22 protein-coding genes are annotated in these 23360 nt (G+C 53.8%); 15 read left to right on the top strand and 7 right to left on the bottom strand.

The features are described 5' to 3' along the window. Window positions 1-42: 42 nt before the first annotated feature. Window positions 43-1674, top strand: a complete 1632-nt coding sequence (locus ACFSSA_RS01575) for a peptide ABC transporter substrate-binding protein (protein ID WP_386818013.1) — start codon at window positions 43-45, stop codon at window positions 1672-1674. Window positions 1675-1744: 70 nt separating this feature from the next. After that, a complete protein-coding gene (locus ACFSSA_RS01570) occupies window positions 1745-2659 on the top strand; it encodes an ABC transporter permease (RefSeq protein WP_386818012.1) in 915 nt (304 codons plus the stop codon). A 5-nt stretch (window positions 2660-2664) separates the two neighbouring features. On the opposite strand, the gene murA is transcribed toward ACFSSA_RS01570, so the two are convergent. Further along, window positions 2665-3933, bottom strand: a complete 1269-nt coding sequence (gene murA / locus ACFSSA_RS01565) for a UDP-N-acetylglucosamine 1-carboxyvinyltransferase (protein WP_386818011.1) — start codon at window positions 3931-3933, stop codon at window positions 2665-2667. Window positions 3934-3949: 16 nt separating this feature from the next. After that, complete coding sequence (prmC, locus tag ACFSSA_RS01560; RefSeq protein WP_386818010.1) at window positions 3950-4795, bottom strand: peptide chain release factor N(5)-glutamine methyltransferase; 846 nt, start codon at window positions 4793-4795, stop codon at window positions 3950-3952. A 78-nt stretch (window positions 4796-4873) separates the two neighbouring features. Here prmC and ACFSSA_RS01555 point away from each other — a divergent pair, with 78 nt between their 5' ends. From ACFSSA_RS01555 to ACFSSA_RS01535, 5 genes are all read left to right on the top strand, one after another. Further along, window positions 4874-6085 carry a beta-ketoacyl synthase N-terminal-like domain-containing protein gene (locus ACFSSA_RS01555; RefSeq protein ID WP_386818009.1) on the top strand — a complete coding sequence of 404 codons (1212 nt, stop codon included), beginning with the start codon at window positions 4874-4876 and terminating at the stop codon, window positions 6083-6085. After that, on the top strand, window positions 6082-7212 hold the full coding sequence (locus ACFSSA_RS01550; protein WP_386818008.1) for an HAD-IB family phosphatase: 1131 nt from the start codon (window positions 6082-6084) through the stop codon (window positions 7210-7212). The genes ACFSSA_RS01555 and ACFSSA_RS01550 overlap by 4 nt, the downstream gene beginning before the upstream one ends. Before the next feature lie 73 nt (window positions 7213-7285). Continuing rightward, window positions 7286-7621, top strand: a complete 336-nt coding sequence (locus tag ACFSSA_RS01545; RefSeq protein ID WP_386818007.1) for a hypothetical protein — start codon at window positions 7286-7288, stop codon at window positions 7619-7621. 127 nt (window positions 7622-7748) lie between these two features. Continuing rightward, a complete protein-coding gene (locus tag ACFSSA_RS01540; protein ID WP_386818673.1) occupies window positions 7749-8270 on the top strand; it encodes a GbsR/MarR family transcriptional regulator in 522 nt (173 codons plus the stop codon). 27 nt (window positions 8271-8297) lie between these two features. Further along, window positions 8298-9299: a TIGR01777 family oxidoreductase gene (locus ACFSSA_RS01535; protein ID WP_386818006.1), complete on the top strand. Its 1002-nt coding sequence runs from the start codon at window positions 8298-8300 to the stop codon at window positions 9297-9299. 83 nt (window positions 9300-9382) lie between these two features. Here the strand turns inward: ACFSSA_RS01535 and ilvC are convergent, their stop codons facing one another. Beyond that, on the bottom strand, window positions 9383-10429 hold the full coding sequence (gene ilvC, locus ACFSSA_RS01530; protein WP_386818005.1) for a ketol-acid reductoisomerase: 1047 nt from the start codon (window positions 10427-10429) through the stop codon (window positions 9383-9385). Window positions 10430-10585: 156 nt separating this feature from the next. Between ilvC and ACFSSA_RS01525 the strand changes: the two genes are divergently transcribed. Further along, the gene (locus ACFSSA_RS01525; RefSeq protein ID WP_386818004.1) at window positions 10586-11050 is read left to right on the top strand and encodes a transcription elongation factor GreAB; all 465 of its coding nucleotides are present in this window, start codon (window positions 10586-10588) and stop codon (window positions 11048-11050) included. Between the two features lie 3 nt (window positions 11051-11053). Here ACFSSA_RS01525 and ACFSSA_RS01520 read toward each other — a convergent pair whose 3' ends face one another. The 4 genes from ACFSSA_RS01520 to ACFSSA_RS01505 all read right to left on the bottom strand — a co-directional run bounded on the left by ACFSSA_RS01520 (window position 11054) and on the right by ACFSSA_RS01505 (window position 14819). After that, complete coding sequence (locus ACFSSA_RS01520; RefSeq protein ID WP_386818003.1) at window positions 11054-11995, bottom strand: ROK family protein; 942 nt, start codon at window positions 11993-11995, stop codon at window positions 11054-11056. Window positions 11996-12048: 53 nt separating this feature from the next. Beyond that, entirely contained in the window at window positions 12049-12816 is a 768-nt protein-coding gene (locus ACFSSA_RS01515) for a type III pantothenate kinase (RefSeq protein WP_386818002.1), read from the bottom strand. Further along, window positions 12801-13259, bottom strand: a complete 459-nt coding sequence (locus ACFSSA_RS01510; protein WP_386818001.1) for a hypothetical protein — start codon at window positions 13257-13259, stop codon at window positions 12801-12803. The genes ACFSSA_RS01515 and ACFSSA_RS01510 overlap by 16 nt, the downstream gene beginning before the upstream one ends. Window positions 13260-13376: 117 nt before the next feature. Further along, window positions 13377-14819 (bottom strand): ammonium transporter, encoded by a 1443-nt coding sequence (locus ACFSSA_RS01505; protein ID WP_386818000.1) that lies wholly within the window; start codon window positions 14817-14819, stop codon window positions 13377-13379. Between the two features lie 373 nt (window positions 14820-15192). Between ACFSSA_RS01505 and ACFSSA_RS01500 the strand changes: the two genes are divergently transcribed. From ACFSSA_RS01500 to ACFSSA_RS01470, 7 genes are all read left to right on the top strand, one after another. Beyond that, the gene (locus ACFSSA_RS01500; protein ID WP_386817999.1) at window positions 15193-15930 is read left to right on the top strand and encodes a TorF family putative porin; all 738 of its coding nucleotides are present in this window, start codon (window positions 15193-15195) and stop codon (window positions 15928-15930) included. Window positions 15931-16036: 106 nt separating this feature from the next. Then, window positions 16037-17584, top strand: coding sequence for a xylulokinase (locus tag ACFSSA_RS01495; RefSeq protein ID WP_386817998.1), 1548 nt, complete (start codon window positions 16037-16039; stop codon window positions 17582-17584). Between the two features lie 25 nt (window positions 17585-17609). Continuing rightward, entirely contained in the window at window positions 17610-18353 is a 744-nt protein-coding gene (gene fabG / locus ACFSSA_RS01490; RefSeq protein WP_386817997.1) for a 3-oxoacyl-[acyl-carrier-protein] reductase, read from the top strand. A 49-nt stretch (window positions 18354-18402) separates the two neighbouring features. Further along, window positions 18403-18888: a SixA phosphatase family protein gene (locus ACFSSA_RS01485; protein WP_386817996.1), complete on the top strand. Its 486-nt coding sequence runs from the start codon at window positions 18403-18405 to the stop codon at window positions 18886-18888. A 59-nt stretch (window positions 18889-18947) separates the two neighbouring features. Beyond that, on the top strand, window positions 18948-20033 hold the full coding sequence (gene aroC, locus ACFSSA_RS01480; protein ID WP_386817995.1) for a chorismate synthase: 1086 nt from the start codon (window positions 18948-18950) through the stop codon (window positions 20031-20033). Between the two features lie 7 nt (window positions 20034-20040). Further along, window positions 20041-20805, top strand: a complete 765-nt coding sequence (locus tag ACFSSA_RS01475; RefSeq protein WP_386817994.1) for a hypothetical protein — start codon at window positions 20041-20043, stop codon at window positions 20803-20805. A gap of 88 nt (window positions 20806-20893) precedes the next feature. Beyond that, a complete protein-coding gene (locus ACFSSA_RS01470) occupies window positions 20894-23356 on the top strand; it encodes an LPS-assembly protein LptD (RefSeq protein WP_386817993.1) in 2463 nt (820 codons plus the stop codon). Window positions 23357-23360: the final 4 nt, after the last annotated feature.

Raw genomic sequence — 23360 nt, 5'->3', positions numbered from 1 at the left:
CGTTTGCATTGGCCACGGAAACCTGACATTGTTCTGGCGACAATGATGCGCCTGATTCTGTTTTCCGCCTTTTGCCTGATCGTGGCCTCCTGCCAAAAGGAGTCCCAGGTGGACCGTGCTACCCGAGATGGAATTCTGATCATGGGGAATTCCAGTGATCCGAAAAGCTTCGATCCGCAGGTGGTTTCAGGGGTATTGGAAAACAATATCATTCGCGCATTGTTCGAGGGCTTGATCAACTTTGATCAAACCGTTGATCTGGCAACCCCGGGCGGGGTGGCCATGGAGGTAACCCCCGATGAAACAGCAACGGTTTGGACCGCGAGGCTGCGGCCGGGCCTGAAGTGGTCTGACGGAGAGCCGTTGACTGCCGAGGATTTTGCTTTTTCCTATGAGAGAATTCTCTCGCCGGGCCTGAATGCGAAATATGCCTCGATGTTATATTTCATGGAAGGTGCCGAGGATTTCAATCTAGGTAAGATCACTGATTTTACCCAAGTGGGAATCAAGATTGAGGATCCGCTAACCTTCACGATCACGCTGCGTGGCCCGACCCCGTTCTTCCGGGAAATCCTCAAGCATTACACCTGGTATCCCGTGCCGAAGCACAAGGTCCTCCAGTATGGCTCGATTGATCGAATAGGTAGTGACTGGGCCAAGCCGGAGAATTTGGTCGGCAATGGTCCGTTCCGGATCAAATCCTTCCGCAGAAACGATCATATCGAGGTCGAACGGAATCCGTATTACTGGGATGCTGAAAATGTCTCGCTCAACGGGATCCGTTTTTTGCCAATTTCCAATGTCTTCACGGAGGCGAGGATGTTTCGAGACGGCCAGCTGCATGTGACTTATACGGCCGCGCCGGAGGTGGTGGATCTCATGAAGAAGGAAGATCCCGGTTCGCTACGGCAGGAACCGTATCTGGGAACGGTGCTCTATCGATTCAATACCACTCGCAAGCCCCTGGACGATCCCCGCGTCAGAAGGGCGCTGAGTATGGCGCTCGACCGGGAAGCGCTGTGTGAAAATGTGTTCCGTGGATATGAGCCCGCGTATGGAATGACTCCACCGATGGGGGATTATGATCCTCCGCACGGTGCGGCTTTCGATCCCGAGGGTGGGCGCAAGCTGCTCGCTGAAGCAGGATTTCCGGAAGGAAAGGGCTTCCCGCGCTTGAAGCTGCTTATCGCTTCCCGGGAATCGGCAGCCACTTTGGCTTCGGCCGTCCAAGCGATGTGGAGAAATCATCTGGGCGTGGAGGTGGAGATAGAGAACAAGGAATGGACCGCATACATCGTGGCCACACAGAATCTGAACTACGACATTGTCGCAGGTGGATGGATCGGGGACTACATAGATCCTCTGACCTTTCTGGAGATGTGGATGCCGGGAAATGGCAATAACAATACCGGATGGGAGAGTAAGCCTTTCGCAGCGAAAATCGAAGAGTCCTTCCAACGCACCGATGCTGCGGAGCGATTTAAGCTGCTGGGAGAGGCAGAGGAGATCCTTTTAGCGGACTCTCCGGTGGCTCCCGTTGCCTGGTGGGGGAAAAACTACCTGCTGCATCCTTCGGTAAAAGGCTGGGAACCTCTGCTGTTGGATAGCCATCCGTATACCAAGGTGAAGCTTGTTCCCGATCCACGGCCGGAATCTGCTCGCGAGGGCCGCTGAGCAGATCCCCACCCAAATTTCTATCCCACCTTCCATCGCTCTCCCTCTCACGGCTGAATCCACTTTCTTTATGCTCAAGCTTCTCGTCTCTCGTTTCCTCCAAGGGCTGCTTACCTTGTTTGTCTTGGTCACGCTCACATTTTTCCTCGTCCGTGCCATGCCGGGCAGTCCTTACACGGAGGAAAAAGCGATCCCGGCTCACGTTCTAGAGCGGATGAAAGCTTACACTGGATTGGATAAGCCGCTGCCGGTCCAGTATGGGCGCTATTTGAAAAACCTGGTCGTTCATCAGGATATGGGTGATTTGATCCGTAAGGACGGAGTAAAAGTTTCTGAGGTGATCAGAGACTCGTTTCCTGTGTCGATGGCGCTGGGGCTGGCGTCGATGGGAATCGCGCTTCTGGTGGGGATTCCTGCCGGTGTGGTGGCGGCGGTGAGAAAAAATTCACCTACGGATTTTGCCTGCCTGGCTTTTGCAATGGTGGGAATCTGTTTGCCCAGCTTTGTGATAGGTCCGTTGTTGGCGGTTTTCGCGGGCTTGAAGCTGCAGTCCCTCAATGTCGCCGGCTGGTCGGGACCTACCGATTGGATTCTGCCGGCCATAACCCTGGGCCTTATCAATGCCGCGTATCTGGCGCGTTTGGCCCGCGGAGGCATGTTGGATGTTTTGAGCCAGGATTACATCCGCACTGCAAAAGCGAAAGGAGTGCCCGGAAGCCAGATTATCATCCGGCACGCGCTAAAGGGCGGGCTGATCCCGGCGGTGGCATTCATTGGTCCCGCCTTTGCCGCGATGATATCCGGATCATTTGTGATCGAGACAATTTTCCAGATTCCGGGGATGGGGCAGCACTTTGTCAATGCTGCGACAGACCGGGAGTTTTTCCTGATCCAAGGGCTCGTGCTCTTCTACGGCTTCCTGATCGTTGCCGCGAATTTGTTGGCGGATCTTGCACAGATCGCGCTGAACCCGAGGCTGCGTTGAGTCTTTTAGACCGGGATTCGCTCGACCTTTGCGCCGAGCATCAGGAGTTTTTCGTCAATGTGCTCATAGCCGCGGTCGATGTGGTAAAGTCGGGAAATTTCGGTAGTGCCTCTCGCTTTTAATCCGGCAAGAACCAATGCTGCTGAAGCACGTAAGTCGGATGCCATGACCGGCGCCGCAGAAAGCTGCGACACGCCGCGGACGATTGCGGTGCCATGGTCCAGCTTGATGTCGGCGCCCATCCGCTTGAGTTCTGCGCAGTGCATGAAGCGCTGTGGGAAAATGCTGTCTTTGATCACGCTGATTCCGGGAGTGGTGGTGAGGAGAGCGGTCATTTGCGCCTGCATATCCGTCGGGTAGCCGGGATAGGGGGCGGTGTTCAGATCCACGCCCTGGAGGTTTTCTCCGCGGATGATATGGCAGGAGTCCCCGGCTTCATTGAACTCTACGGAATGTCCGGATTTGACGATGGCTGCAGTGATTGCCTTGAGATGCTCGCGGTTGACACGGTTCAGCGTTACGCCCTCGCCTACAAGGGCTGCGGCTGCCATAAACGTTCCCGCTTCGATGCGGTCTGGAATGACAGTGTGCTCCACACCTTTGAGTTCTTTCACACCTTCGATCACAATGCGACGGGTGCCGGCTCCGGTGATTTTGGCGCCCATGGCGTTAAGAAAATTTGCCAGATCCAGGACTTCTGGTTCTGCGGCAGCGGACTCGATGACCGTGATGCCTTCCGCCAGTGTGGCAGCCATCATAACGTTATCGGTGCCGAGCACGGTTGGCCCGTTTTCACCACGTAGATCCATTTCCGCACCTCTCAAGCCGTTTGGAGCAGTGAGTGTGATATTTCCCCCTTCGAACTCGATTTTTGCACCCAGAGCCTCCATTCCCTTGAGGTGAAGATCGACCGGGCGATCACCGATGACACAGCCGCCCGGGAGAGATACAACCGCCCGGCCCTTCCTGGCAAGCAGGGGACCCATCACGCAAATGGATGCGCGCATCCGGCGGACGAGCTCATACGGTGCCTCATCGCAGATATCGGCGCAGGTGATACGGACGGTGCCCGAAGAGCGCTCCACATCGGCCCCCAGCGCACTGAGGATCTGGATCATGTAATTCGTGTCCGAAACATCCGGAACGCGGCGGATAATGCAGTCTTCCCCCGTCAGGATGGCAGCCGCCAGGATCGGCAGGGAGGCATTTTTTGAACCGGAAATGTTGATGGCTCCTTTGATGGTGGAGCCGCCGTGGACGACGAGTTTATCCATGTTGTTTGATGTGACGTTAGAGGTGTTTTGCAAACGGGAAGCGGGAGATTCCGCAGAGGTCTTTGCGAATTTCTATTTCCGTGAAACCGGAGGATTCCAAAATGTCATGCAGCTGTGAAGCCTGATCGTGACCTATTTCCATTGCGATGATGCCGCCGGGTTTGAGGAAATTGACGGCTTGCGGCACGAAGCTCCGGATGAGATCCAGGCCATCGGCTCCCGAGAAGAGCGCAAGCGCCGGATCGTGTTTCAGCTCCGGAGCCATGGTTTCTGCCTCGCTTTCGGGAACGTAAGGCAAATTCGCCACGATGACGTCAAAGGTCCCGCTCACGTTCCCGAACAGATTGCTCGGCAGTGTGGTCACGTTTTCGATTCCCAGCTTTGCTGCGTTTTCCCGGGTAAGAGCCAATGCATCGGAGGAGATATCGGCAAGAGTCACATGGCTACCGGGTAACTCGGCGGCAAGTGTGAGCCCCAGAACTCCGGATCCGCACCCTACATCAAGAATACTGGGGGCAGATGCGTAATTCGCAGATAAATCCTTCAGGATCATTTCCACGAGCTCCTCGGTCTCTGGTCTCGGAATCAGACCACGACCATCACAGATAAAATCCCTGCCGTGGAAATGGATCTCCCCGAGCAAATGCTGAAGGGGGACACCCTCACCGCGCTGTTTGAGCGCATCCCGCAATGGAGAAAGATCCGCTTCTTCAAGGGGCTTGTCGAACTGGGTGTAGAGTTCCATGCGGGTGCAGCGGAGCTGGTGGGCAAGAAGATGCTCCATATTCCTCCGGGCTTCTTCAATTCCACGCTTCTCCAGGTATTGCGTGCCACCATTGATTGTTTCCAATACGGACTTCATCAGCTGGGAGCTTATGAGGCATGAACGAGGTTTTCGCAAAGGTGAATTCCACGATTATTTCCGCGAGATATCGGAAAATTGGCCAAGGGAGTCCGCAGTGAACGGCTTTTGAAGTTGCGCTCCGTTCCCAGCTTGTTACCGGAAGTGATCGCAAACAGTATTTCCATCGTTGGCATTGGTGCGCTTTCCGCGCTTGGGCAGGATATTGAAATGCATTTTCGTGCCATTTCCCGGGGCCAGGCAGGGCTGCGGAGACTTTCGGAACTATGGGGAAACGAAAGCCCGCTGGCGGAAAATCCTGCGGCTTGGATAGCGCCGCGTGAACTTCTTACACATCGCAAGTGGAGTCCGGCATCAATGGCAGCCCTGCACGTTGCAAAAGAAGCCGTGGCCGGGGCGGGCTGGATGGCGGGAGAACTGGCGGATGCGGCCCTGGTGGTTGGCACCAGCCGGGGAAATGCCGCCGGTTGGCTCGGTGAGTGGCCGGGACGTCGGCCGTTCAAGCTGATGGCCGCAAGCAATACAATTCACAGTGAGCCGGCGACAGCGGTCTCCATCGAATGTGGAATCTACGGGCCGAATCATGTGGTATCCAGTGGATGCTCGGCAGGGTTGGACGCATTGGGTTTGGCAAAAATGTTGCTGGACTCCGGACAAGCCACGAGGGCACTGGTGGTGGCGGTGGATCTGCCTCTGGTTCCGTTATTGCTAGATAACTACGCGGCATCCGGTTTGCTTGGCAGTTCGGAGAAATTGAATCCCTTTTCCGCCCATACGGATGGATTTGTGCCCGGAGAAGGAGCCGCAGCCATCGCTTTATCCAAAGAAGAAAGAGGAAAGGTAGAGATCGGGTATTTTTCCAATAATTCAGACGGCAGGGATCCGGTGGGCGTGCCGAAAGATGGTGGCCGAAGTCCCGAATTGATTGCCGGGGCGGTAAAGAGAACCGGGCTCCCGTCCGCGATCTGCCCCCATGCAACCGGCACCAAGGTTCAGGCTCGGGCTGAGCGGATGATTTTTCAAGAAGCTTTCCGGGATCATGCGGATATCAGCTTCCATCTGCTCAAGCCATATTTCGGCCATACGATAGGTGCCAGCGGCTTGCTGGAGAGTGCGGTGTTAGCGCGTTTCATGGCGGAATCCCAGCTCCCCCCAAATCTAAAGGGAACAGGCGGGCCGGGCGATTGGCCCGTCCCCGATGCGGTGAAGGAATGCGGCGGACCTGTCTTCAAACTTGCCCATGGCATGGGTGGCCACAATGCTCTGGCAGTTTTCCTACTTAATTTATGAATAATTCGCAACCTCACACAACCCGCCTGGAAATATCCATGGATCGGCAAACTCTGGATGTCTTTGTCGATGGGATTTGTAAGCGCAGCTTCAGTGTCTCCACCTCGGAAAAAGGCATGGGCTTTACGGAGGGGAGCTTGCGCACTCCTACGGGACGTTTTGTTATCTCTGAAAAAATCGGGGGTGATCAGCCCATATATACAAAGTTCGTGGCCAGAGAGCCGGTCGGAACCTGGAATCCGGAAGAAATCACGGGAGACGACCTTATCCTTACACGCATTTTAAGATTGGACGGACTCGATGAGGAAAACGCCAATACCATGGATCGCTATGTTTATATCCACGGCACAAACCGGGAAGATCTTATAGGTCGACCTGCTAGCCATGGATGTATCCGCTTGGCAAATGAGGATATGATTGAATTATTCGATCTGGTTACACCGATGTCCGAAGTTCAGGTCATGCCGCTTACCAAGAAAAGGGGCAGGATTTTATTCATCGATTGTGACTCCACATTGTCATCCATCGAAGGAATAGATGAATTAGCAAGGCTTTCAGATCCTGCAATATTTGCAGAAGTAGTGAATTTGACTAATGCAGCTATGAATGGAGAGGTGCCATTAAATGATGTGTTTAAGAAACGAATGGACATTATTAAGCCAAGCAAATCAATGGTGGATAAAGTGAGCCAATGCTATCTGGAGACCATGGTGCCAGGTGTGGAATCCATGATTTCCCGGGTGATTGAGGCTGGGTGGCTGCCGGTCATCATTTCGGGGGGCTTCGCTCCTATTATCAAACCTTTGGCCGATCATTTAGGGATCCGCCATGTGGAAGCCGTGCCGCTCAATTTCAATGAGTTAGGTGAATATTGTGGATATGGAGAAGACTACCCAACCACTAGGAACCTAGGGAAAAATGAAATCATCAGAGATTGGAAAAAGGCACTTCTACCGGAGAGGGTAGTTATGATAGGCGATGGTATTTCCGATTTGGAGACAAAGCCGGACGTAGACCTTATGGTTGGTTTCGGCGGGGTAGTGCAGCGCGGAAAGGTCAAAGAAGGAGCAGATATTTGGATTGAGGATTTCAATACACAAGAGGATCTAACAGATTTGATCAAATAGTTAAGCTTGCATATTTTTCACTAATATAATTTCAGCTTGCGAGGGGTAGGGCTTATTGTAGCTTTGCAGTGCAATGAGTACATCAAACAAGAAAGACATCGTGCGCGGCAAACGCTACACCCCTGAAGAAAAGGGCAAGGTTGTTTCCTTCGTATCAGATTATAATGCGGCAAACGGACGTGGCGGCCAAAGTGCGGCTGCGGCGAAGTTTGGTATTTCCCAACTTACCATCGCGACCTGGCTTAAGAATGCTGGCTTATCATCAGGCCGCGGTTCCAGCGCAGGTGGTAAAGGTAGTATGCAAAACAAACTGAGCACCATGCTTTCGCTCGGTCAGGAAATCGAATCTTTGGAGCGTGAGCTCAATGCCAAGCGCACCAAGTTCGATGCTCTGAAAGCATCTCTCTAGGATATTTTAATCACATTTCCACGAAAGCCGCTCTCCTTCCCCCGGGAGAGCGGCTTTTTTTGCGCTGGGATGAACTTCAGATTTCTTATTACTTGAAATTCAGAATTTTCAGTATTTAGTGAAAGATATGAATGCGGCGGGAGATCGACTCAAGGTAGCGAAGGATGAATTTATTGCCCAATGGGGTGCCTTGGGCACGCAGTGGGGAATCAACCGAACGATGGCTCAAATTCATGCATTGCTCATGACTTCGCCGAAGTCCATGTGCACGGATGACGTGATGAACGAGCTGTCGATAAGCCGGGGAAACGCGCACACCAATCTTAAGGAATTGGTCAACTGGGGTTTGATTCGCATGATCGTTCAGAAAGGAGACCGGCGGGATTTCTACGAGGCGGAGAAAGATGTCTGGCAGATTTTCACTATCATAACCCGGGAAAGAAAACGCCGTGAGATTGATCCAGCACTAGCAATTCTGAGGAAATGTGCGGATGAGACAAAGGGGCTGGCAAGTGAGGAGGCCGTCGCATTTCACGGCCAGGTCAAGCAGTTGGAGGAATTTGTAGGTTTCGCCTCCACGATGTCGGATCGAGTTTCATCGATGAAGCATGGACTGGCGATACAACTGGCGAGCAAGCTACTGGGCTGAGATTTTTAAAATGAGGATTATATCGAAATGAGTACGACTGTAGTAATTATCGGTGCAAATGGTTTCCTTGGGCGTTATCTATGCCGTTACTTTGCGAGGAATGGCAGAGAGGTAGTTGCCATCGCTCGAAAGAAAGAGGGATGGAGTGGTGACGGAATGTTCCTGGAATGGGATGGAAAGGAGATCGGCCCATGGGCATATGCGCTTGAGGGAGCTGAGCTTGTGATTAATTTGTCCGGACGCAGTGTGAACTGCCGCTATATCCCGCAAAATCGGGAGGAAATAATCCGCAGCAGAGTGGATTCCACCACAGTTCTCGGCCGGGCAATCTCTGAGTGCCGTGTCCCACCACGGCTGTGGCTGAATGCGAGCACTGCGACATGGTATCGGCATGCGGAGGACCGTGCGCAGGATGAGTGGGATGGTGAGCCCGGGGAGGGCTTTTCCCATGAGGTTGCCGCAGCATGGGAAGATGCGTTCTTTTCTGCAAAAATCCCCGCAGAAACGAGAAAGGTCGCTCTTAGAATGGGTATGGTTTTAGCAAATGAACCGGGGACGGTATATGATATCTTGAGTTCGATGGCCGGCCGCGGCTTGGGCGGGGCGATCGGTAATGGAGACCAGCGAATAAGCTGGATCCACATGGAGGATTTCCTACGTGCGGTTGAGTTCGTGATGCGCGAGCCATTTATGGACGGGATGGTGAACCTCACCGCGCCGGATTTTCCGACGAATCGTGAATGGATGCGCTATTTCCGGGAAACGGTCGGTATGCCGATCGGCCTGCCTGCTGGCGAGCGACTGGCAAAGATCGGCGCCGCTTTTATGAATACGGAAACGGAGCTGGTATTGAAAAGTCGCTGGGCGGAGCCGCTCCGTCTGAAAGAGGCCGGATTCCGCTGGAAGCATGCGAAGGCAGATGCAGCCATTGAGGATTTGGAAAACCGCCCCGGATTGGCAGGGTTCTTTCGGGAGTCCGCCCGTCGGAGTGCGGGGGCAAAAGCATGGCTACCCGCCACGGCACGTTGATCGACTGATCCGAATGAAGAAACGCCCGGCTGCCAAAAGGCGACCGGGCGTTTTTATGAAAACGTTAGTTTGCTTCAGGGAGCTTACTTGGAAGAGGAAACGTAGCTTGCCTGGCTTGCACCTTTTTTCAGCTTGGTTTGCTTGATCCAGCTCATTGTGGAGCGGAGCTTCTCACCGACCTTCTCGATTTGATGATCTGCGCCTTCCTTACGGAGTGCGTTGAAGTTCTTGCAGCCGGTTTCGTATTCCTTGGTCCACTCTTTGGCGAACTTGCCGTCTTCGATAACCTTGAGCTGCTTCTCCATGCGCTTCTTGACGGAAGCGTCGATGATTTTCGGGCCTACAGTGACATCACCGTATTCGGCTGTCTCGGAGATTGAGAAGCGCATGCCGGCGATGCCGGATTCGTTCATGAGATCCACGATAAGCTTCAGCTCGTGAAGGCATTCGAAGTATGCCATTTCCGGCTGGTATCCGGCTTCTACGAGAACTTCGAAGCCTGCTTTTACGAGTGCTGATGCACCACCGCAAAGAACGACTTGCTCTCCGAAAAGGTCGGTAACGGTTTCCTCGCGGAAGTTGGTTTCAAAAACACCTGCACGTGTGCAGCCTACGCCGCGTGCCCATGCAAGAGCGGTTTTGTGGGCTTTGCCGGAAACGTCTTGATGAACCGCGATAAGACCTGGAACGCCTTTGCCGTCTACGAATTGGGAGCGGACGGTATGGCCAGGGCCTTTTGGAGCAACGAGGATGACATCGACATCTTCTGGCACCTCGATGGTTTTGAAATGAACGGCGAAGCCGTGGGAGAAAAGAAGTGTCTTACCTTTGGTGAGGTGTGGGGCGATGTCCTTGTTGTATACTTCAGGAATTACGGTATCTGGAGTAGCAACGAAGATGACGTCTGCTGCTTTCACAGCATCTGCGGTGTCCATTACCTCGAAGCCGAGCTTCTGTGCAACTTCGCGGGATTTTGATTTCTTGTAGAGGCCAATGATGACGTTAAGTCCACTGTCCTTCAAGTTCAGCGCGTGGGCGTGGCCTTGTGAGCCAAAGCCGATCACGGCGAGCGTCTTCTTCTTGAGCGAAGTAAGATTCGCGTCCTTGTTTGTATAAATCTTCGCAGCCATACCTAATCGATTTGTAAGTTCGTTTGTGCCGGCGGAATGCCACCAAGGCACCCACGGGGCGCACAAACTGCCTATCCCCGGGCATCCGGTCAAGCCTCCACTTGCGGCAATGTGTTGCAACCACTGAGTTTTTCACCGATGTTTGCTTTTTCTGAGATGAAATCTGATTTGATCGAATTAATATGTGTGGAGCTGCGAGCGAGTCTAAGCCGCTTGGCAAAGGCGGCGATGGCAGCCCATGAAGCTGCGACGGATCCCGGATCGAAGGCGGAGAGCAAGTATGACACCCGCAGTCTGGAGGAGTCTTACCTGGCGACGGGGCAAGCAAGGCATGTAAAGGAACTCGCGGAGAATTTGGCAATTTTTGAGAACCTCCAACTAAGGGATTTTACCAACGAGGATGAAATCGATGCGGGAGCATTGGTGGAAACCCAGCGGAAAGGTAGCCGTGAGAAGGCGTATTTTCTGTTGGCACCAGCGTGTGGCGGGCTGGAGGTAAAATACGGGGACAAGGAAATTACGCTGCTGAGTCCGGAGAGTCCGCTTTACCAGAGTTTGCTTGGTCAGAAAGCGGGCGGGGAGATTGAGGCACCGCCGTTTCTAGTGCTGGGTTTGAAATGACTTTCAAGGCTGGACCTGTTCCAGTGCCATGGCGGCGGCACCGATGGTGCCTGCCTCATGTCCCAATAAGGCGGGCAGGATGGCCAAGCTGTTTTTAAAGGGTCCGGAGAGTTGCTTCATGAGATGCTCACGGAATGGGCTGAAGATTAACTCGCCTGCACGTGCGACGCCACCGCCAATGACGAGAGCTTCGGGATTGAGGAGCCAGCAGGTATTCATCATCGCAGTGGCTAACATTCGGCCAACTTCGTTCCAGCGTGCGATCGCTATGGGATCCCCGTGCTGTGCTGCCTCTGCGAGAGCGGCAGGTGTGCAGTTCTCCAGGTCACGGGTGATGCCCGCAGCTCTGTAGTCCGCCATAGCGTCCCGGGTGATTTCGTTGTTGCCGATGTAATCTTCCAGTGCGCCGAGATTTCCATAATGACCTTGGCGGCCTTGATAATCGATCGATGTCTGGCCGATCTCGCCAGCGCCAAATTTCGCACCCCGAACCATTTGTCCGTTGACGATGACTCCGCCGCCTACGCCGGTGCCTAATGAGACACAGATGAGGTGGTCGTAGCCCAAGCCGGCACCTAATTTCCATTCAGCAAAGGCCATGCAGTTGGCATCATTATCGGCGGCAACGGGTAGCTTCAGTTTCTCGCTTAGCTTTTGTTTGATCGGAATATCCACCCATCCGCGGACATTGGTGAGATTCAAGACAAGGCCTTTTTCAAAATCGACAAATCCAGGCATGCCGACTCCGACGGCGCGGATTCCAGGGTGCCGCAGGCGCAGGTCCTCGACCGTGCGGACGATGGTGTTGATCAGGGCGGAAGGAGTCTCAAATTCCTGGGTGGCGATGGGTGGTGCTTGATCGATGATCTCACGCCCCCGCACGACACCTGTTTTCACGCTGGTGCCACCAAAGTCGATGCCGATTGCCAAAGGACTGTCATTCATTGTCGGGGACTTGCCTAGTGGCTATGGGAAAAAAGATCTATATAAAAACCGAATTAACACGGGAGAACTGTGGAGCTTATATCTTCAGGGAAGATTTTTCCGGCTAGAATGCGGATTCCTTCCAAGGTTAGGTCGGTATTGATGAGGTGTATTTCGGGCAGCGCTTTGGCGAGAAATTCCGCGCCGCCGCCCGTAGCTATGATTTTCGGTGAGCCGTCGAGTTCGCGCTGAAGCTCGTGAATAATTTCGCGGACCATCCCGCGCTGGCCGAAAACCGCGCCGGATTGGATGGCCTCATAAGTGGTTTTGCCGATGGCGGAATTGGGGATGGAAGGCTGGACAGAGGGCAACTGGGCGGTGCGATCGGCCAGATAATCCGTCATTGCGGACATGCCTGGCGCGATTACCCCACCGGCGAAATTTCCAGTTTCGGCTATGACGCTGAATGTTACTGCAGTGCCGAAATCGATCGCAATTCCCGGAGCGCCGTAGAGGGTTTTGAGCGCTAAAGCGTTTGCCAAGCGGTCGTTGCCAATCTGCTCTGGTGCAGCGAGATCAAATCCATATCCGAGCGGGCTCCTGTAGGTGAGGAAATGGCAGGGATGACTATCCGAAAAATAATTTTTCAGAAGTTCCGCCTTTGCGGGCACCACCGATGCGATGACAACGGCGCTGAAGGAAATACCTTCAAGGAGCGTTTTTAAACTTTGTTCGGAAAGCTCTTGGGTAGGCAAGACAACGCTCTGCTCGCTTAGGCCATTGCTGTTCCCGAGACGTAGCTTTGTGCGGTTGTTGGAATTATCGATCAGAAGCCAAGCCATGATTTTTTCCATTTGGATGATCTGAAAACCGTGTCTTTGCCAGCCGGGAGCTCAGGAGTTTCCGCGGTGGATTTTACCATCAGCTCCGCGTCATTGAGCTTGAGGACCATAGGCCCTTCGAGGGCCTTCTTCTCCAGCCAAAACTTAAACCATATTTCCGTGAAACCGGTCTCTGGTGAGCCGGAAAAGGTCGTATCTGCAGGCTCGTGCTCGATGCCATCTCCTGTAATTAGTCGCACTGGTTTGCGGAGATCATGGTCCTTATCGCCACTCTTTTTCAGGTGTGCCTCCAGCCATACGTAACCGCGATCCGGCTTGAGGCGCACGGCCTCGATTTCAAAACGGGCTGCAGGATCCGGGCTGCCATCATATTTCCCACTCCAGATCATCGCGGCAAGAATGGTCAGTGAGACTAGCAGCAGAGCCAGAAATAGTCGGAGCATTTGTCGCTTCATGCGGGAATAGGTAGCGGATGACGCTTTAACGGCAAATGAAAACGGGCGAGCCATGAAAGGCTCGCCCGTGGATGGGGAAAACTCCTGAAAGTTTCCTGGATTTGATTAGTGACCGTCGCTGTAGGCAGGAGATCCGTGCTCTGCAACGTCGAGACCTTCTTGTTCTTCTTGAGCGCTTACCCGGACTCCCATGACTACTTTGATGATGTAGAAGAGGATGAACGAAGTGACAAAGGCGAAGATCGAGATGGAAACTGTGCCGATGAGCTGTGGCATGAAGCTGCCTGTTCCGAAGATTGCTACAGCAAGTGTGCCGAAGATACCGCAAACACCGTGAACGGATACTGCGCCTACCGGATCGTCGATTTTGATTTTATCGAAGAAGAGAACGGAGCAGACCACAAGAGCGCCGGAGATCAGTCCTACCAGGACAGATGCCCATGGGCTGATGACATCGGCACCAGCGGTGATGCCTACCAAGCCCGCAAGGATACCGTTGAGAGCCATGGAAAGATCAGGCTTTTTGAGGAGGATCCATGAAGCGAAGATCGCTGCAAGACCACCTGCGAAGCCGGACATGGCTGTGGTGACAAACACGCGGGAAACGCTTTCCGGATCCGCGCTGAGAACGGAACCACCGTTGAAGCCGAACCAGCCGAGGAAGAGCATGAATACACCGATGTTCGCAAGGGGAAGGTTATGTGGAAGGATTGGTTTGACACCGTCCTTGGTGAATTTTCCACGACGTGGGCCGAGGATCAGGATGGCGGCAAGTGCTGCAAAACCACCGAAAGCGTGAACGAGTGTGGAGCCGGCGAAGTCAGCGAAGCCCATGCGGTCGAGCCAGCCAGTGCCCCACTTCCAGGAGCCAGTGATCGGATAGAGGATGGTCACGAGGATCGCTGCATAAACCATGAAACTGGTGAGTTTCACACGCTCTGCGACCGCACCGGAAACGATGGTGGCGGCAGTGGCAGCAAACATTGCCTGGAAGATGAAGTCCGCCCAGATTGTATAGCCGGGATTGTATTCCGAAGTAACTCCTGCTACGCGGCCCGCCTCGTCGGCAAAACCGTTGCCCAGGCTGCTACCCATGGCAAACCAGCCATCGATTGCCCAGTCGCCCGGATACATCGCATTGAAGCCCCAGGCCATATAGCCAAGCGCGCCAACGGCGACGATGAAAACGTTTTTGAAGAGAATGTTCACCGTATTCTTCTTCTGGCACATGCCGGATTCCACGGAACAGAAGCCAAGGTGCATGATGAATACGAGTGCGGCGGAGATGAGAATCCACAAGTTGTTCACCGTAAACATTGCTGCATCCGGGCCCGCCATGAAGTCTTCATAGCTGGCATAAGCAGGGGCCTCTTCCGCTGCCTCTGCCGGAGGCGCTTCCGTTGTCACCTCGGCATCGACCACTTGTTCGGTAGGTGCCGGGCTTGTTTCCTCCTGCCCGTGGCTTGTTGCCGGCATGAGTGGAATGGCGAAGCAAGCTGCCGCCGCTAGAGCGAGAGCTCGCAATGTTGTTGGATGTCGTCTGGTCATATTGGTCGGGGTTGTCGGATATTGTGAGCTGCGGCCTTGCGATGGTTGGCTCGGGGGCAGCGAATTCCCCAGAAGCATCCTGCGTGCCAAGACTGGAATGCGTTGAAGGACAAAGGATTCCGAATGGCTGAAACTTTTTAAAATCTCCAAATTTGATCTTGCGTCGGTTATCTGCCCCTCGTAAACCTCCGCCGTGCGGGAGCTCCCGCGTTCCAATTTTCACTGGACACATCCTTTAGCTTTGTTAAATAACTTGCCAACGGGTGCTCTTTCGATCATTGGTGCGCAGCGTGCGACCTCAAGGCACATCCTTTTCTGAACCCTAGGGTCCAGTCAGGGACGCAAGCAGCAACCGAAACCAACAACAACAACTATGCAAAACTACTGCAAAACAATTGGCGCCCTGGCAGCTGCCTCCGCCCTCGTGGCTGGCAACGCCTCGGCTGAAGTCGAATACGAACTCCACACTGGTTATACTTCCGCTTACCTCTTCCGCGGTGTTGACCTTGGTCAAGACCTCATCGAGGCTGGTGTAGACGTAGCAGGTGAATGGAATGGCCTTGGCCTTAGCGCAGGCGCTTGGTATGGCAGCTTCGAGTCACCAACAGGTGCAGGTGGTTCTCTCAACAATGCTAATGCTGACGAACTTGACCTCTATGCTGAAGTTTCCAAGGATCTTGGCTACTTCACAGGTTCCATTGGTTACATCTACTACTACAACCAACAAGGTAGCGCCAACCGTAACCTCCTTCCCATTGACGACGCACAGGAAGTTTACTTCTCCGCTGCTCAGTCATACTTCGGTGTAGACTTCGCACTTACCTATTTCTGGGACATCGAAACTGACAACGACGGCTATGCTGAGCTCTCCGCTGGCAAAGGCTTCGAAATCAGCCCATGCCTCACTCTGAACACAGGTGCTACTCTTGCATACCTCTTCGAGGAAGGTGACTTCGCTCACCTTACCGCTAAGGTTGCTCTCGACTGGGCATTCACAGAAACAGCTACACTTTCTCCTTTCGTTGCACACTCATGGGGCCTCGGCACCACAGCATCGCAAGGTTACAGCAACGAGCTTGTTGCTGGTTCCCTTCTTTCCGTCAGCTTCTAATCTGAAGTTTACGATTTAGAATATATTTTAAGGGCGGTTGCTTAGGCAGCCGCTCTTTTTTTGTGTTCGTGCTTGAACGCTTTGATTTCTTACAAAAACTCCGCCCATGTATTTAGGTCTTGATTCCTCTACCCAATCCCTCAGCGCGATGGTTATCGATCCATCGACTGGACGGGTTGTCGCTTCCTCTTCGATCAATTTCGGGAAAGACCTGCCTCAATATAAAGCGCCGAGCGGTTTTATCCCGGGCGGGGAAGATGGTGTAGTTCACGCGGATCCGATGATGTGGCTTGATGCATTGGATTCACTGTTTTCCAGTCTTTCGGAAATCACGGATCTTTCTTCCATTGAGCGGATTGCGGGTTCCGGTCAGCAACATGGCTCGGTTTATCTTGGCGAAAACTTCGATGAAGTGCTTGAGAGCCTAGCAAAAGGAAAGTCGCTCCCGGAGCAGATCGCTCCAGCGCTGGTGCGCCAGACCTCGCCGATCTGGATGGACACCTCGACACATGAGGAGTGTGCTGAGATCTCGGCCCAGGTGGGCGGCGCAGCAGAGGTGTGCGTCCTCTCGGGATCGGTGGCGATTGAGCGGTTTACAGGACCTCAAATCCGACGGTTTTATAAAAAGAATCCTGATTCTTACAAAAAAACCAGACGTATACATTTAGTAAGTTCCTTCATCGCATCTGTGCTGGCGGGGAAATCAATGCCGATTGATTACGGGGATGGAGCAGGCATGAATTTGTTGAACTTGGGTGATTTGAAATGGGATGAAAAGCTGTTGGAAGCGACTGCACCGGATCTGGCGGAGAAGCTTCCGGGGGTGGGCTCATGTTTGGTTGCCGGGGGGCGGATTTCCTCTTACTTCACCGAAAAATATGGCTTTTCTCCGGACTGCGAAGTTTGTCCGTTTACGGGAGATAATCCGGCGTCCCTCGTTGGAATGGGTGCGACGACTCCAGGACAGGTGGTGATTTCTCTCGGCACCAGCGACACATTCTTTGCTGCTATGCCGACTCCGAAGACCGACCCGCAGGGCTTTGGCCATGTGTTTGGCAATCCGGCTGGAGGATTCATGTCGCTGATCTGTTTCCGGAATGGTTCACTTGCCCGGGAGGCTCTCCGTGACGAGCTCGGTGTGGATTGGTCAGCCTTCGATAAGGATGCATTGGTAGAGACGTTGTCTTCGGCAGGCAAGAACATCACCTTGCCATTTTATGGAGCGGAAATCACTCCTCGTTTTGATTTCGAGGAGCCGGTTATCGACTTTTCCGAACGTCCGGATGCCGCATTGCGAATCCGATCGTTGGTGGAAGGTCAGTTTCTGAATATGAAGCTTCATTCCGCTTGGATGGGGGTTGAGACCGGACGTGTCCGTCTGACGGGTGGCGCTGCGATGAATGATGGAATCGCCCAGTTGGTCGCGGATGTCTTCCAGGTCCCCGTGGAGCGATTTGAGGTCACAAACTCAGCGGCTCTTGGTGCCGCATTGATCGCTGCCGCATCCGCTGGTCACGATCTTCCGGAGCTGCAGAAATCGTTCTGCAAGGCCTCGCCGGATTCGTTGCTCCAGCCGAATAAGGAACTCTCCGGGAAATACTCGACCGCGCTCGAGAATTTCGAGAAACTTCTAAGAAATTTCACCCAAGCTTAAAATTTTACCCCAAGAAGAAATAATCATGTTATTCGAAAATCAGATCGCTGTAGTTACCGGAGCCGGAAGAGGAATCGGTCAGGAAATCGCACGAGCTTTCGCCGAAGGTGGAGCAAAAGTTGTGCTCATCAGCCGTAGTGAAGGAAGCTGTGGTGCTGCAGCGGAGGAAATCAATAAGTCCTTCCCGGATTCGTGCGTATCCTATGCGGTAGACGTTGCCGATCACGAGGCGGTGCAAGCTCTGGCAAAACGTATTGGAGACGAAGTCGGCGCGGTGAATATCCTGGTAAACAATGCGGGCGTTACTCGTGACGGACTGCTTATGCGTATGAAGGAAGGGGATTGGGATAGCGTTGTGGATACCAATCTCAAAGGTGCGTTCAATACGGTGAAAGCTTTCATGCGGCCTCTGATGAAGGGGGAGAACTCCCGCATTATCAATATTGCATCGGTCATCGGATTGATCGGGAATGCCGGGCAGGCGAATTATTCCGCGAGTAAGGCCGGCCTTATCGGCTTTACCAAAGCGGTGGCGCGCGAGCTTGCCGGGCGGGCGGTGACCTGCAATGCGATTGCGCCGGGTTTCATCACTACGGATATGACTGATGAACTTCCCGAAAACGTGAAAGAAGCAGTTATCGGGAAAATTCCATTGGCAAGCTTCGGGAAAACGGAGGATATTGCAAAAACCGTAACCTTCCTGGCTAGTCCCGCCGCCCGGTATATTACTGGCCAGGTCATCGCAGTCGACGGTGGCATGACGATGTAATGTCCCGCAGCAGAGACCTGCTTCCCAATCAATCGAATCCTTCCAGTCTATGAATCTTCTATTACTCCGCCATGGGAAAGCAGAAGAACGCAGGCCGGCTGGAGGGACCGATTTCTCACGAGCTTTGGTCGAAAAAGGCCACCAGCAAGCCAGGGAAGCAGCACGTGTCCTGTCCGCGGCTGAAATGTTGCCGGATCTCGTTCTTTGCAGTCCGCTGGTCCGGACAAGACAAACGGCGGATGCCTTTACGATGGCGGCAAGATTGCCCGGAGCGATCAGTCAATCCTGGTTATCCGCAGGGATGAACCCGGTTAGAGCGGTGACCGAGCTGGCCGGCTTCCGTGATTTCGAGACCGTCATGCTTGTCGGGCATGAGCCCGATTTCTCCCAGTTCATTGAATACGCGTTAGGCGCGGCGGGAGATTGCATCGAGGTCCGGAAAGGTTCCGTAACATGTCTCGAGATCAACCCGCCGTTCCGCCAAGCGGTTCTGCGTTTCTTGCTGCCCTTCAAGCTGGCCAAGCACTTGGAATAGCTACACGTTTCTCCAGCGCCCCGGCGCATTTTGTAAGATCATTTTTCCTTATTCTTCCCATGTCATCCACTTTTGGCGAAATTTTCCGCATTCATACTTATGGCGAGTCACACGGCGGAGGAGTCGGCGTGATTATCGATGGTTGCCCTCCGTGCATACCGGTTTCTCTCGAAGACATTCAGTATCAGCTGGATCGGCGCCGTCCCGGTCAATCCGAGATTGTCACTCCGCGTAAAGAAGCGGACACTGCGGAAGTTCTCTCCGGCCTTCACGATGGGAAAACTCTGGGCACGCCGATTTCGATCCTGGTTCGCAATACGGATCAGCGCCCCTCGGCCTACGAGGAGATGGCCGTGAAATACCGTCCTTCCCATGCGGATTACACCTATGATGCGAAGTATGGTATCCGTGCTCCATCGGGTGGGGGACGAGCATCCGCCCGCGAGACGATTGGCCGCGTGGCGGCAGCGGCGGTAGGGAAACAGGTTTTGGATAAGATCGCTCCGGGCATTGAAGTGCTTGCATGGGTGAAGACGATTCAGCATCTCGAGGCAAATGTGGATCCGGAGACGGTGACCGCCGAAACCATCGAATCAAATATCGTCCGCACCGGGGATCCCGAAATGGCCGCAGACATGATCGAGCATATCAAGAAGATCCGCTCCGACGGAAATTCTGTTGGAGGGGTGATCGAGTGTGTCATACGGAATTGTCCTCCGGGTTTGGGTGAACCGATTTTCGACAAGCTGGAGGCGGAATTGGCCAAGGCAATGCTTTCGATTCCCGCGACAAAGGGTTTTGAAATTGGCTCGGGCTTTTCCGGGACGCTTCTCACAGGCAAGGAACACAACGATCCATTCGTCATGAAAGACGGAAAGATCCGCACAACCAGCAATCATTCAGGCGGTGTCCAGGGTGGCATTTCCAATGGTGAAACCATCATCTTCCGGGTGGCCTTCAAGCCTACGGCAACGATCATTTCCCAGCAGGACACCGTCACCGACAAGGGGGAAAATACCACACTGCAAGGACGTGGTAGACACGATGCCTGCGTGCTCCCACGTGCGGTTCCGATCGTCGAAGCGATGGCGACTCTGGTCCTTACCGATCACTTGTTGCGCCAACGGGCGATCATGCGAGTGTGAGCTTCGTATGGAAACCCTTCCGGAAATCTCTCTAGGCACGGCAGCTCTCATCGTCTTTGCGGTATGTGCCGGCTACATGTTTCTGCGGGGGCTGGCGAGGACTTTTGTTAACTCGGCATTCTTGGTGGCGAGTGCTTGGGCTGGCTTCGAGGTTTGGCAAAAAGCCCCGGCTTTGGCGATCGAATGGACAGGGAAAACTTCTCCTGTGATCACTACGGGGCTACCGATCCTGGCTTTTTTGGTAACGCTTGTGGTTTTGCGGAAAATCATTGGTTTTTTTCGCGCACCGCTTCCAAAGGCGGCGGAGGATGTGGCTCCACGTTCAATCGGGCAATTGGTCTTCCGGCTGATGGTTACGTTGCTTCCTGCGGCGCTTCTTTGCCTGATGGCAGCAACAATTCTACATCATTTCAGCTCCATCGCGGACATCAAGGAATCCACTCAGAAGACCGGCGAGAGCTGGGGGCTGGGCGGTCGGCTCAAAAACTCCATTGCTGTAGCGATCCCGCCAGAAGTGATGGGTTACCTGGATCCGCTTACCTCCGACCCGAGAGTCAAACTCGCCAAGATTATTGCAGCAAATCCCGAGAACCCGTTGGCGCCTGTGCTTGATCCAGACACGGGGCGTCCTTATCCACGTGCTATCATTGTGGACGAGCCGGAGCTGAGAAATCTTGCCCGGGAGAAACGTTTCAGCACTCTGTTGCGGCACCCTTTACTTACAGATGCACTGAAGGATCCGGAAGTGCGCTATGCGCTTGGACTGCGTTAAACGCCGGAATGCAGGGCTTGGAGGGTCTTTAGGGGAATCCATCTTGTTCCTTTACTTACCCCGGTGCTTTCCTGTTCACTTTGCGGCGATGTCGTCCTTCCGAATCCCGGCCGCCGCAAGGCTTTTCCCGCTTCTGTCACTCACCCTGTCCGCTCAGGAAGGGCAGCTTTTGCCGGATGGCTCCGTGCCACCGCCTGTCGATCTCATCCAGCCCGTGCCAGCCCCGGAAATTCCACTCGGAGCGATGACGGAGGGACCGAGCCTGCCGGATAATCTCAAAATCGATAACCTCGGTGGCACCATAGAAGGAAATCTGGAGGACGGGATACGGCTGGGTGGGCCTGTCCATGTCACAGGAGATAATGGTTTGGAAATTTTTTCCGATCGCGCGAACGTGGATTTGAAGGAAAAGTCCGTCACCTTCGTGGGGAATGTATCAGTCTACGAAGACAATATTCTGCAGCGCGGCGATGCGGCGGTTTATTATTATGAGTCCGGCCGGCTGGACGCCTCGGGATTGCGGGTCTCGATGGATCCGATCTTGCTGGAATCCGGTAAATTCACCGGTGAATCCGTAAACGGTAAACAAATCTTCATCGGAGAGCATGCGGGGATTACAACGCACGATGTGCAAAACCCGAATTTCTGGGTGCGTTCCGATAAGACGACAGTTTATCCGGGAGATAAGGTTACCTTCAAAAATCTCAAACTTTACGCGGGAGAAACGCCGGTTTTCTGGCTGCCATATTTCAGCCAGCCACTTGATGCGGAGCTGGGCTATCATTTCGTGCCCGGAGCACGTTCGAACTGGGGGCCATACCTCTTGAACAGCTATGGAATCATGCTCGGTGGGGAGCCGAACCCTCTGACCGGTGAAAACGAGAATGCCTGGCTGCTTTCCAAATGGAATTTTGACATCCGGACGACGCGTGGTGCGGGAGTCGGTCTCGATCTTATCGATATCCGTGAAGAAAATCGGGAAGAAATCTCCGGGCTGAGCTTCTATTACCTTCACGATCTTGATCCGGAGGATTCACGGACCGGCATTCCGCGTTTTTCCACGGATCCCAACCGCTATGAGGTCCAGCTGAAAGATCGTCAGGAATTGGACTTCGAACCGAATGCCGATTGGAGGTTCGATACGAATTTGACCCTGCTTTCGGATCAATATTATCTGGAGGATTTCCAGCCGGACATCTTTCGCTCCAATCCGGCACCGGACAATACCATCGGGCTTTTCCGCCGTGACGAGACTTCCTTGCTCTCGATCTTCGGGCGGATCCGGGTAAATGACTTCTACCGTGAGGATACCCAAAGTCCCGAGATTGCTCTCGATCAGGTCCGCAGGCCATTGTTTGGCTCTCCGCTATTGCATGAGGGGCAGACTTCATTTTCCGTCCGCGGAGTGCAGGCAGCGGATTTAACCCGGCGCAACATCATCGATCCACTTCTCGCGCAGCCCGCTGGCACTCCGCTCAATCCGGATCTGCTTTCCCAGCTCAATGGATACGAGCGATCCCTGGTGCAGCTCATACGGTCTCTGCCGCCGGGCGATCCCCGTGCGGAGTCCATCCGCTCGCAGCTGCTCGATACCGGTTTCAACCGATTCCATACCAATCATTCATTTTCGGCCCCGATCACTTATAGCGATTGGTTTACGCTCACCCCGCACGTGGGTGGGGCATATACCCATTACTCTTCCGTCCAGGGACCTGCCGAGTCCGATGCCCGATTTATGCTGCATGGCGGTGCGGAAGCAGCGGTGAAACTCTCCAAGGATTACGGAAACTATGAAAACCCGGGATTGGGGCTGAACGGAATTCTACACGTGATGCAGGCCTACGTGAATTGGTCGGTAGTTGCCGCGGATGAGTTGAGCTCGGATTATCCGAAAATCGATCGTCTGACATTTACCACCCGTCCGCGCTCGCTGGATCCATCGCGTTTCACGGCGATTGATGAGTTTGACAGCTGGAATATCGTCCGCTTCGGCGCACGGAACCACCTCATCACCCGCCGGGACGATCAATCCCACGAATGGCTGTTTGTCGATACCTACATGGATTCCTACGTGGATGATCCGGAAGGAAACCGGAGTTTCTCAAATCTTTACAATGATATCCGGTGGCAGCCGCTGCCTTGGCTGGGTCTCGATCTGGAAACCCAGGTTCCTGTGATCGACGGAGGATCCGGTTTCTCGGAGCTCAGCTCCCGCGTAAGATTCATGCCGCATGAGAACCTGGAGTTCGCCCTGGGTTATCGCCATCTTAGCAATCATCCAGTGCTCTTGGATTCGGATCGTATCGAGCTGGATACCTATCTGCGGCTCAGCGAGAACTGGGGTGTTGGCACGAACCATGTCATGGAAATGGACGATGGTATCCTGGAGCTGCAGCAGTATGTGCTTCAGCGCGATTTGGGAAACTGGGTCGCCGGAGTGGGCATCAGCCACCGGGATAACCGCTACGAGGATGAGTTCGGCATCGTCTTTAGCCTGACATTGAAAGATTTCCCTTCCGCCTCCTTGCCTTTCAGTCTGGAGACCCAATAGTGCC

It is taken from the genome of Luteolibacter algae, from assembly GCF_042683045.1.
GTDB classification, from domain to species: Bacteria; Verrucomicrobiota; Verrucomicrobiia; order Verrucomicrobiales; family Akkermansiaceae; genus Luteolibacter; species Luteolibacter algae.
The sequence above is the reverse complement of the archived record's forward strand: the minus strand, read 5'-3'. Positions and strand labels throughout refer to the sequence as shown.

Coding starts and splice junctions, on each gene's coding strand:
- ACFSSA_RS01575 (WP_386818013.1), top strand. CDS start 43: ATGATGCGCCTGATTCTGTTTTCCGCCTTTTGCCTGATCGTGGCCTCC.
- ACFSSA_RS01570 (WP_386818012.1), top strand. CDS start 1,745: ATGCTCAAGCTTCTCGTCTCTCGTTTCCTCCAAGGGCTGCTTACCTTG.
- murA (WP_386818011.1), bottom strand. CDS start 3,933: ATGGATAAACTCGTCGTCCACGGCGGCTCCACCATCAAAGGAGCCATC.
- prmC (WP_386818010.1), bottom strand. CDS start 4,795: ATGAAGTCCGTATTGGAAACAATCAATGGTGGCACGCAATACCTGGAG.
- ACFSSA_RS01550 (WP_386818008.1), top strand. CDS start 6,082: ATGAATAATTCGCAACCTCACACAACCCGCCTGGAAATATCCATGGAT.
- ACFSSA_RS01545 (WP_386818007.1), top strand. CDS start 7,286: ATGAGTACATCAAACAAGAAAGACATCGTGCGCGGCAAACGCTACACC.
- ACFSSA_RS01540 (WP_386818673.1), top strand. CDS start 7,749: ATGAATGCGGCGGGAGATCGACTCAAGGTAGCGAAGGATGAATTTATT.
- ACFSSA_RS01535 (WP_386818006.1), top strand. CDS start 8,298: ATGAGTACGACTGTAGTAATTATCGGTGCAAATGGTTTCCTTGGGCGT.
- ilvC (WP_386818005.1), bottom strand. CDS start 10,429: ATGGCTGCGAAGATTTATACAAACAAGGACGCGAATCTTACTTCGCTC.
- ACFSSA_RS01525 (WP_386818004.1), top strand. CDS start 10,586: ATGAAATCTGATTTGATCGAATTAATATGTGTGGAGCTGCGAGCGAGT.
- ACFSSA_RS01520 (WP_386818003.1), bottom strand. CDS start 11,995: ATGAATGACAGTCCTTTGGCAATCGGCATCGACTTTGGTGGCACCAGC.
- ACFSSA_RS01515 (WP_386818002.1), bottom strand. CDS start 12,816: ATGGCTTGGCTTCTGATCGATAATTCCAACAACCGCACAAAGCTACGT.
- ACFSSA_RS01510 (WP_386818001.1), bottom strand. CDS start 13,259: ATGCTCCGACTATTTCTGGCTCTGCTGCTAGTCTCACTGACCATTCTT.
- ACFSSA_RS01505 (WP_386818000.1), bottom strand. CDS start 14,819: ATGACCAGACGACATCCAACAACATTGCGAGCTCTCGCTCTAGCGGCG.
- ACFSSA_RS01500 (WP_386817999.1), top strand. CDS start 15,193: ATGCAAAACTACTGCAAAACAATTGGCGCCCTGGCAGCTGCCTCCGCC.
- ACFSSA_RS01495 (WP_386817998.1), top strand. CDS start 16,037: ATGTATTTAGGTCTTGATTCCTCTACCCAATCCCTCAGCGCGATGGTT.
- fabG (WP_386817997.1), top strand. CDS start 17,610: ATGTTATTCGAAAATCAGATCGCTGTAGTTACCGGAGCCGGAAGAGGA.
- ACFSSA_RS01485 (WP_386817996.1), top strand. CDS start 18,403: ATGAATCTTCTATTACTCCGCCATGGGAAAGCAGAAGAACGCAGGCCG.
- aroC (WP_386817995.1), top strand. CDS start 18,948: ATGTCATCCACTTTTGGCGAAATTTTCCGCATTCATACTTATGGCGAG.
- ACFSSA_RS01475 (WP_386817994.1), top strand. CDS start 20,041: ATGGAAACCCTTCCGGAAATCTCTCTAGGCACGGCAGCTCTCATCGTC.
- ACFSSA_RS01470 (WP_386817993.1), top strand. CDS start 20,894: ATGTCGTCCTTCCGAATCCCGGCCGCCGCAAGGCTTTTCCCGCTTCTG.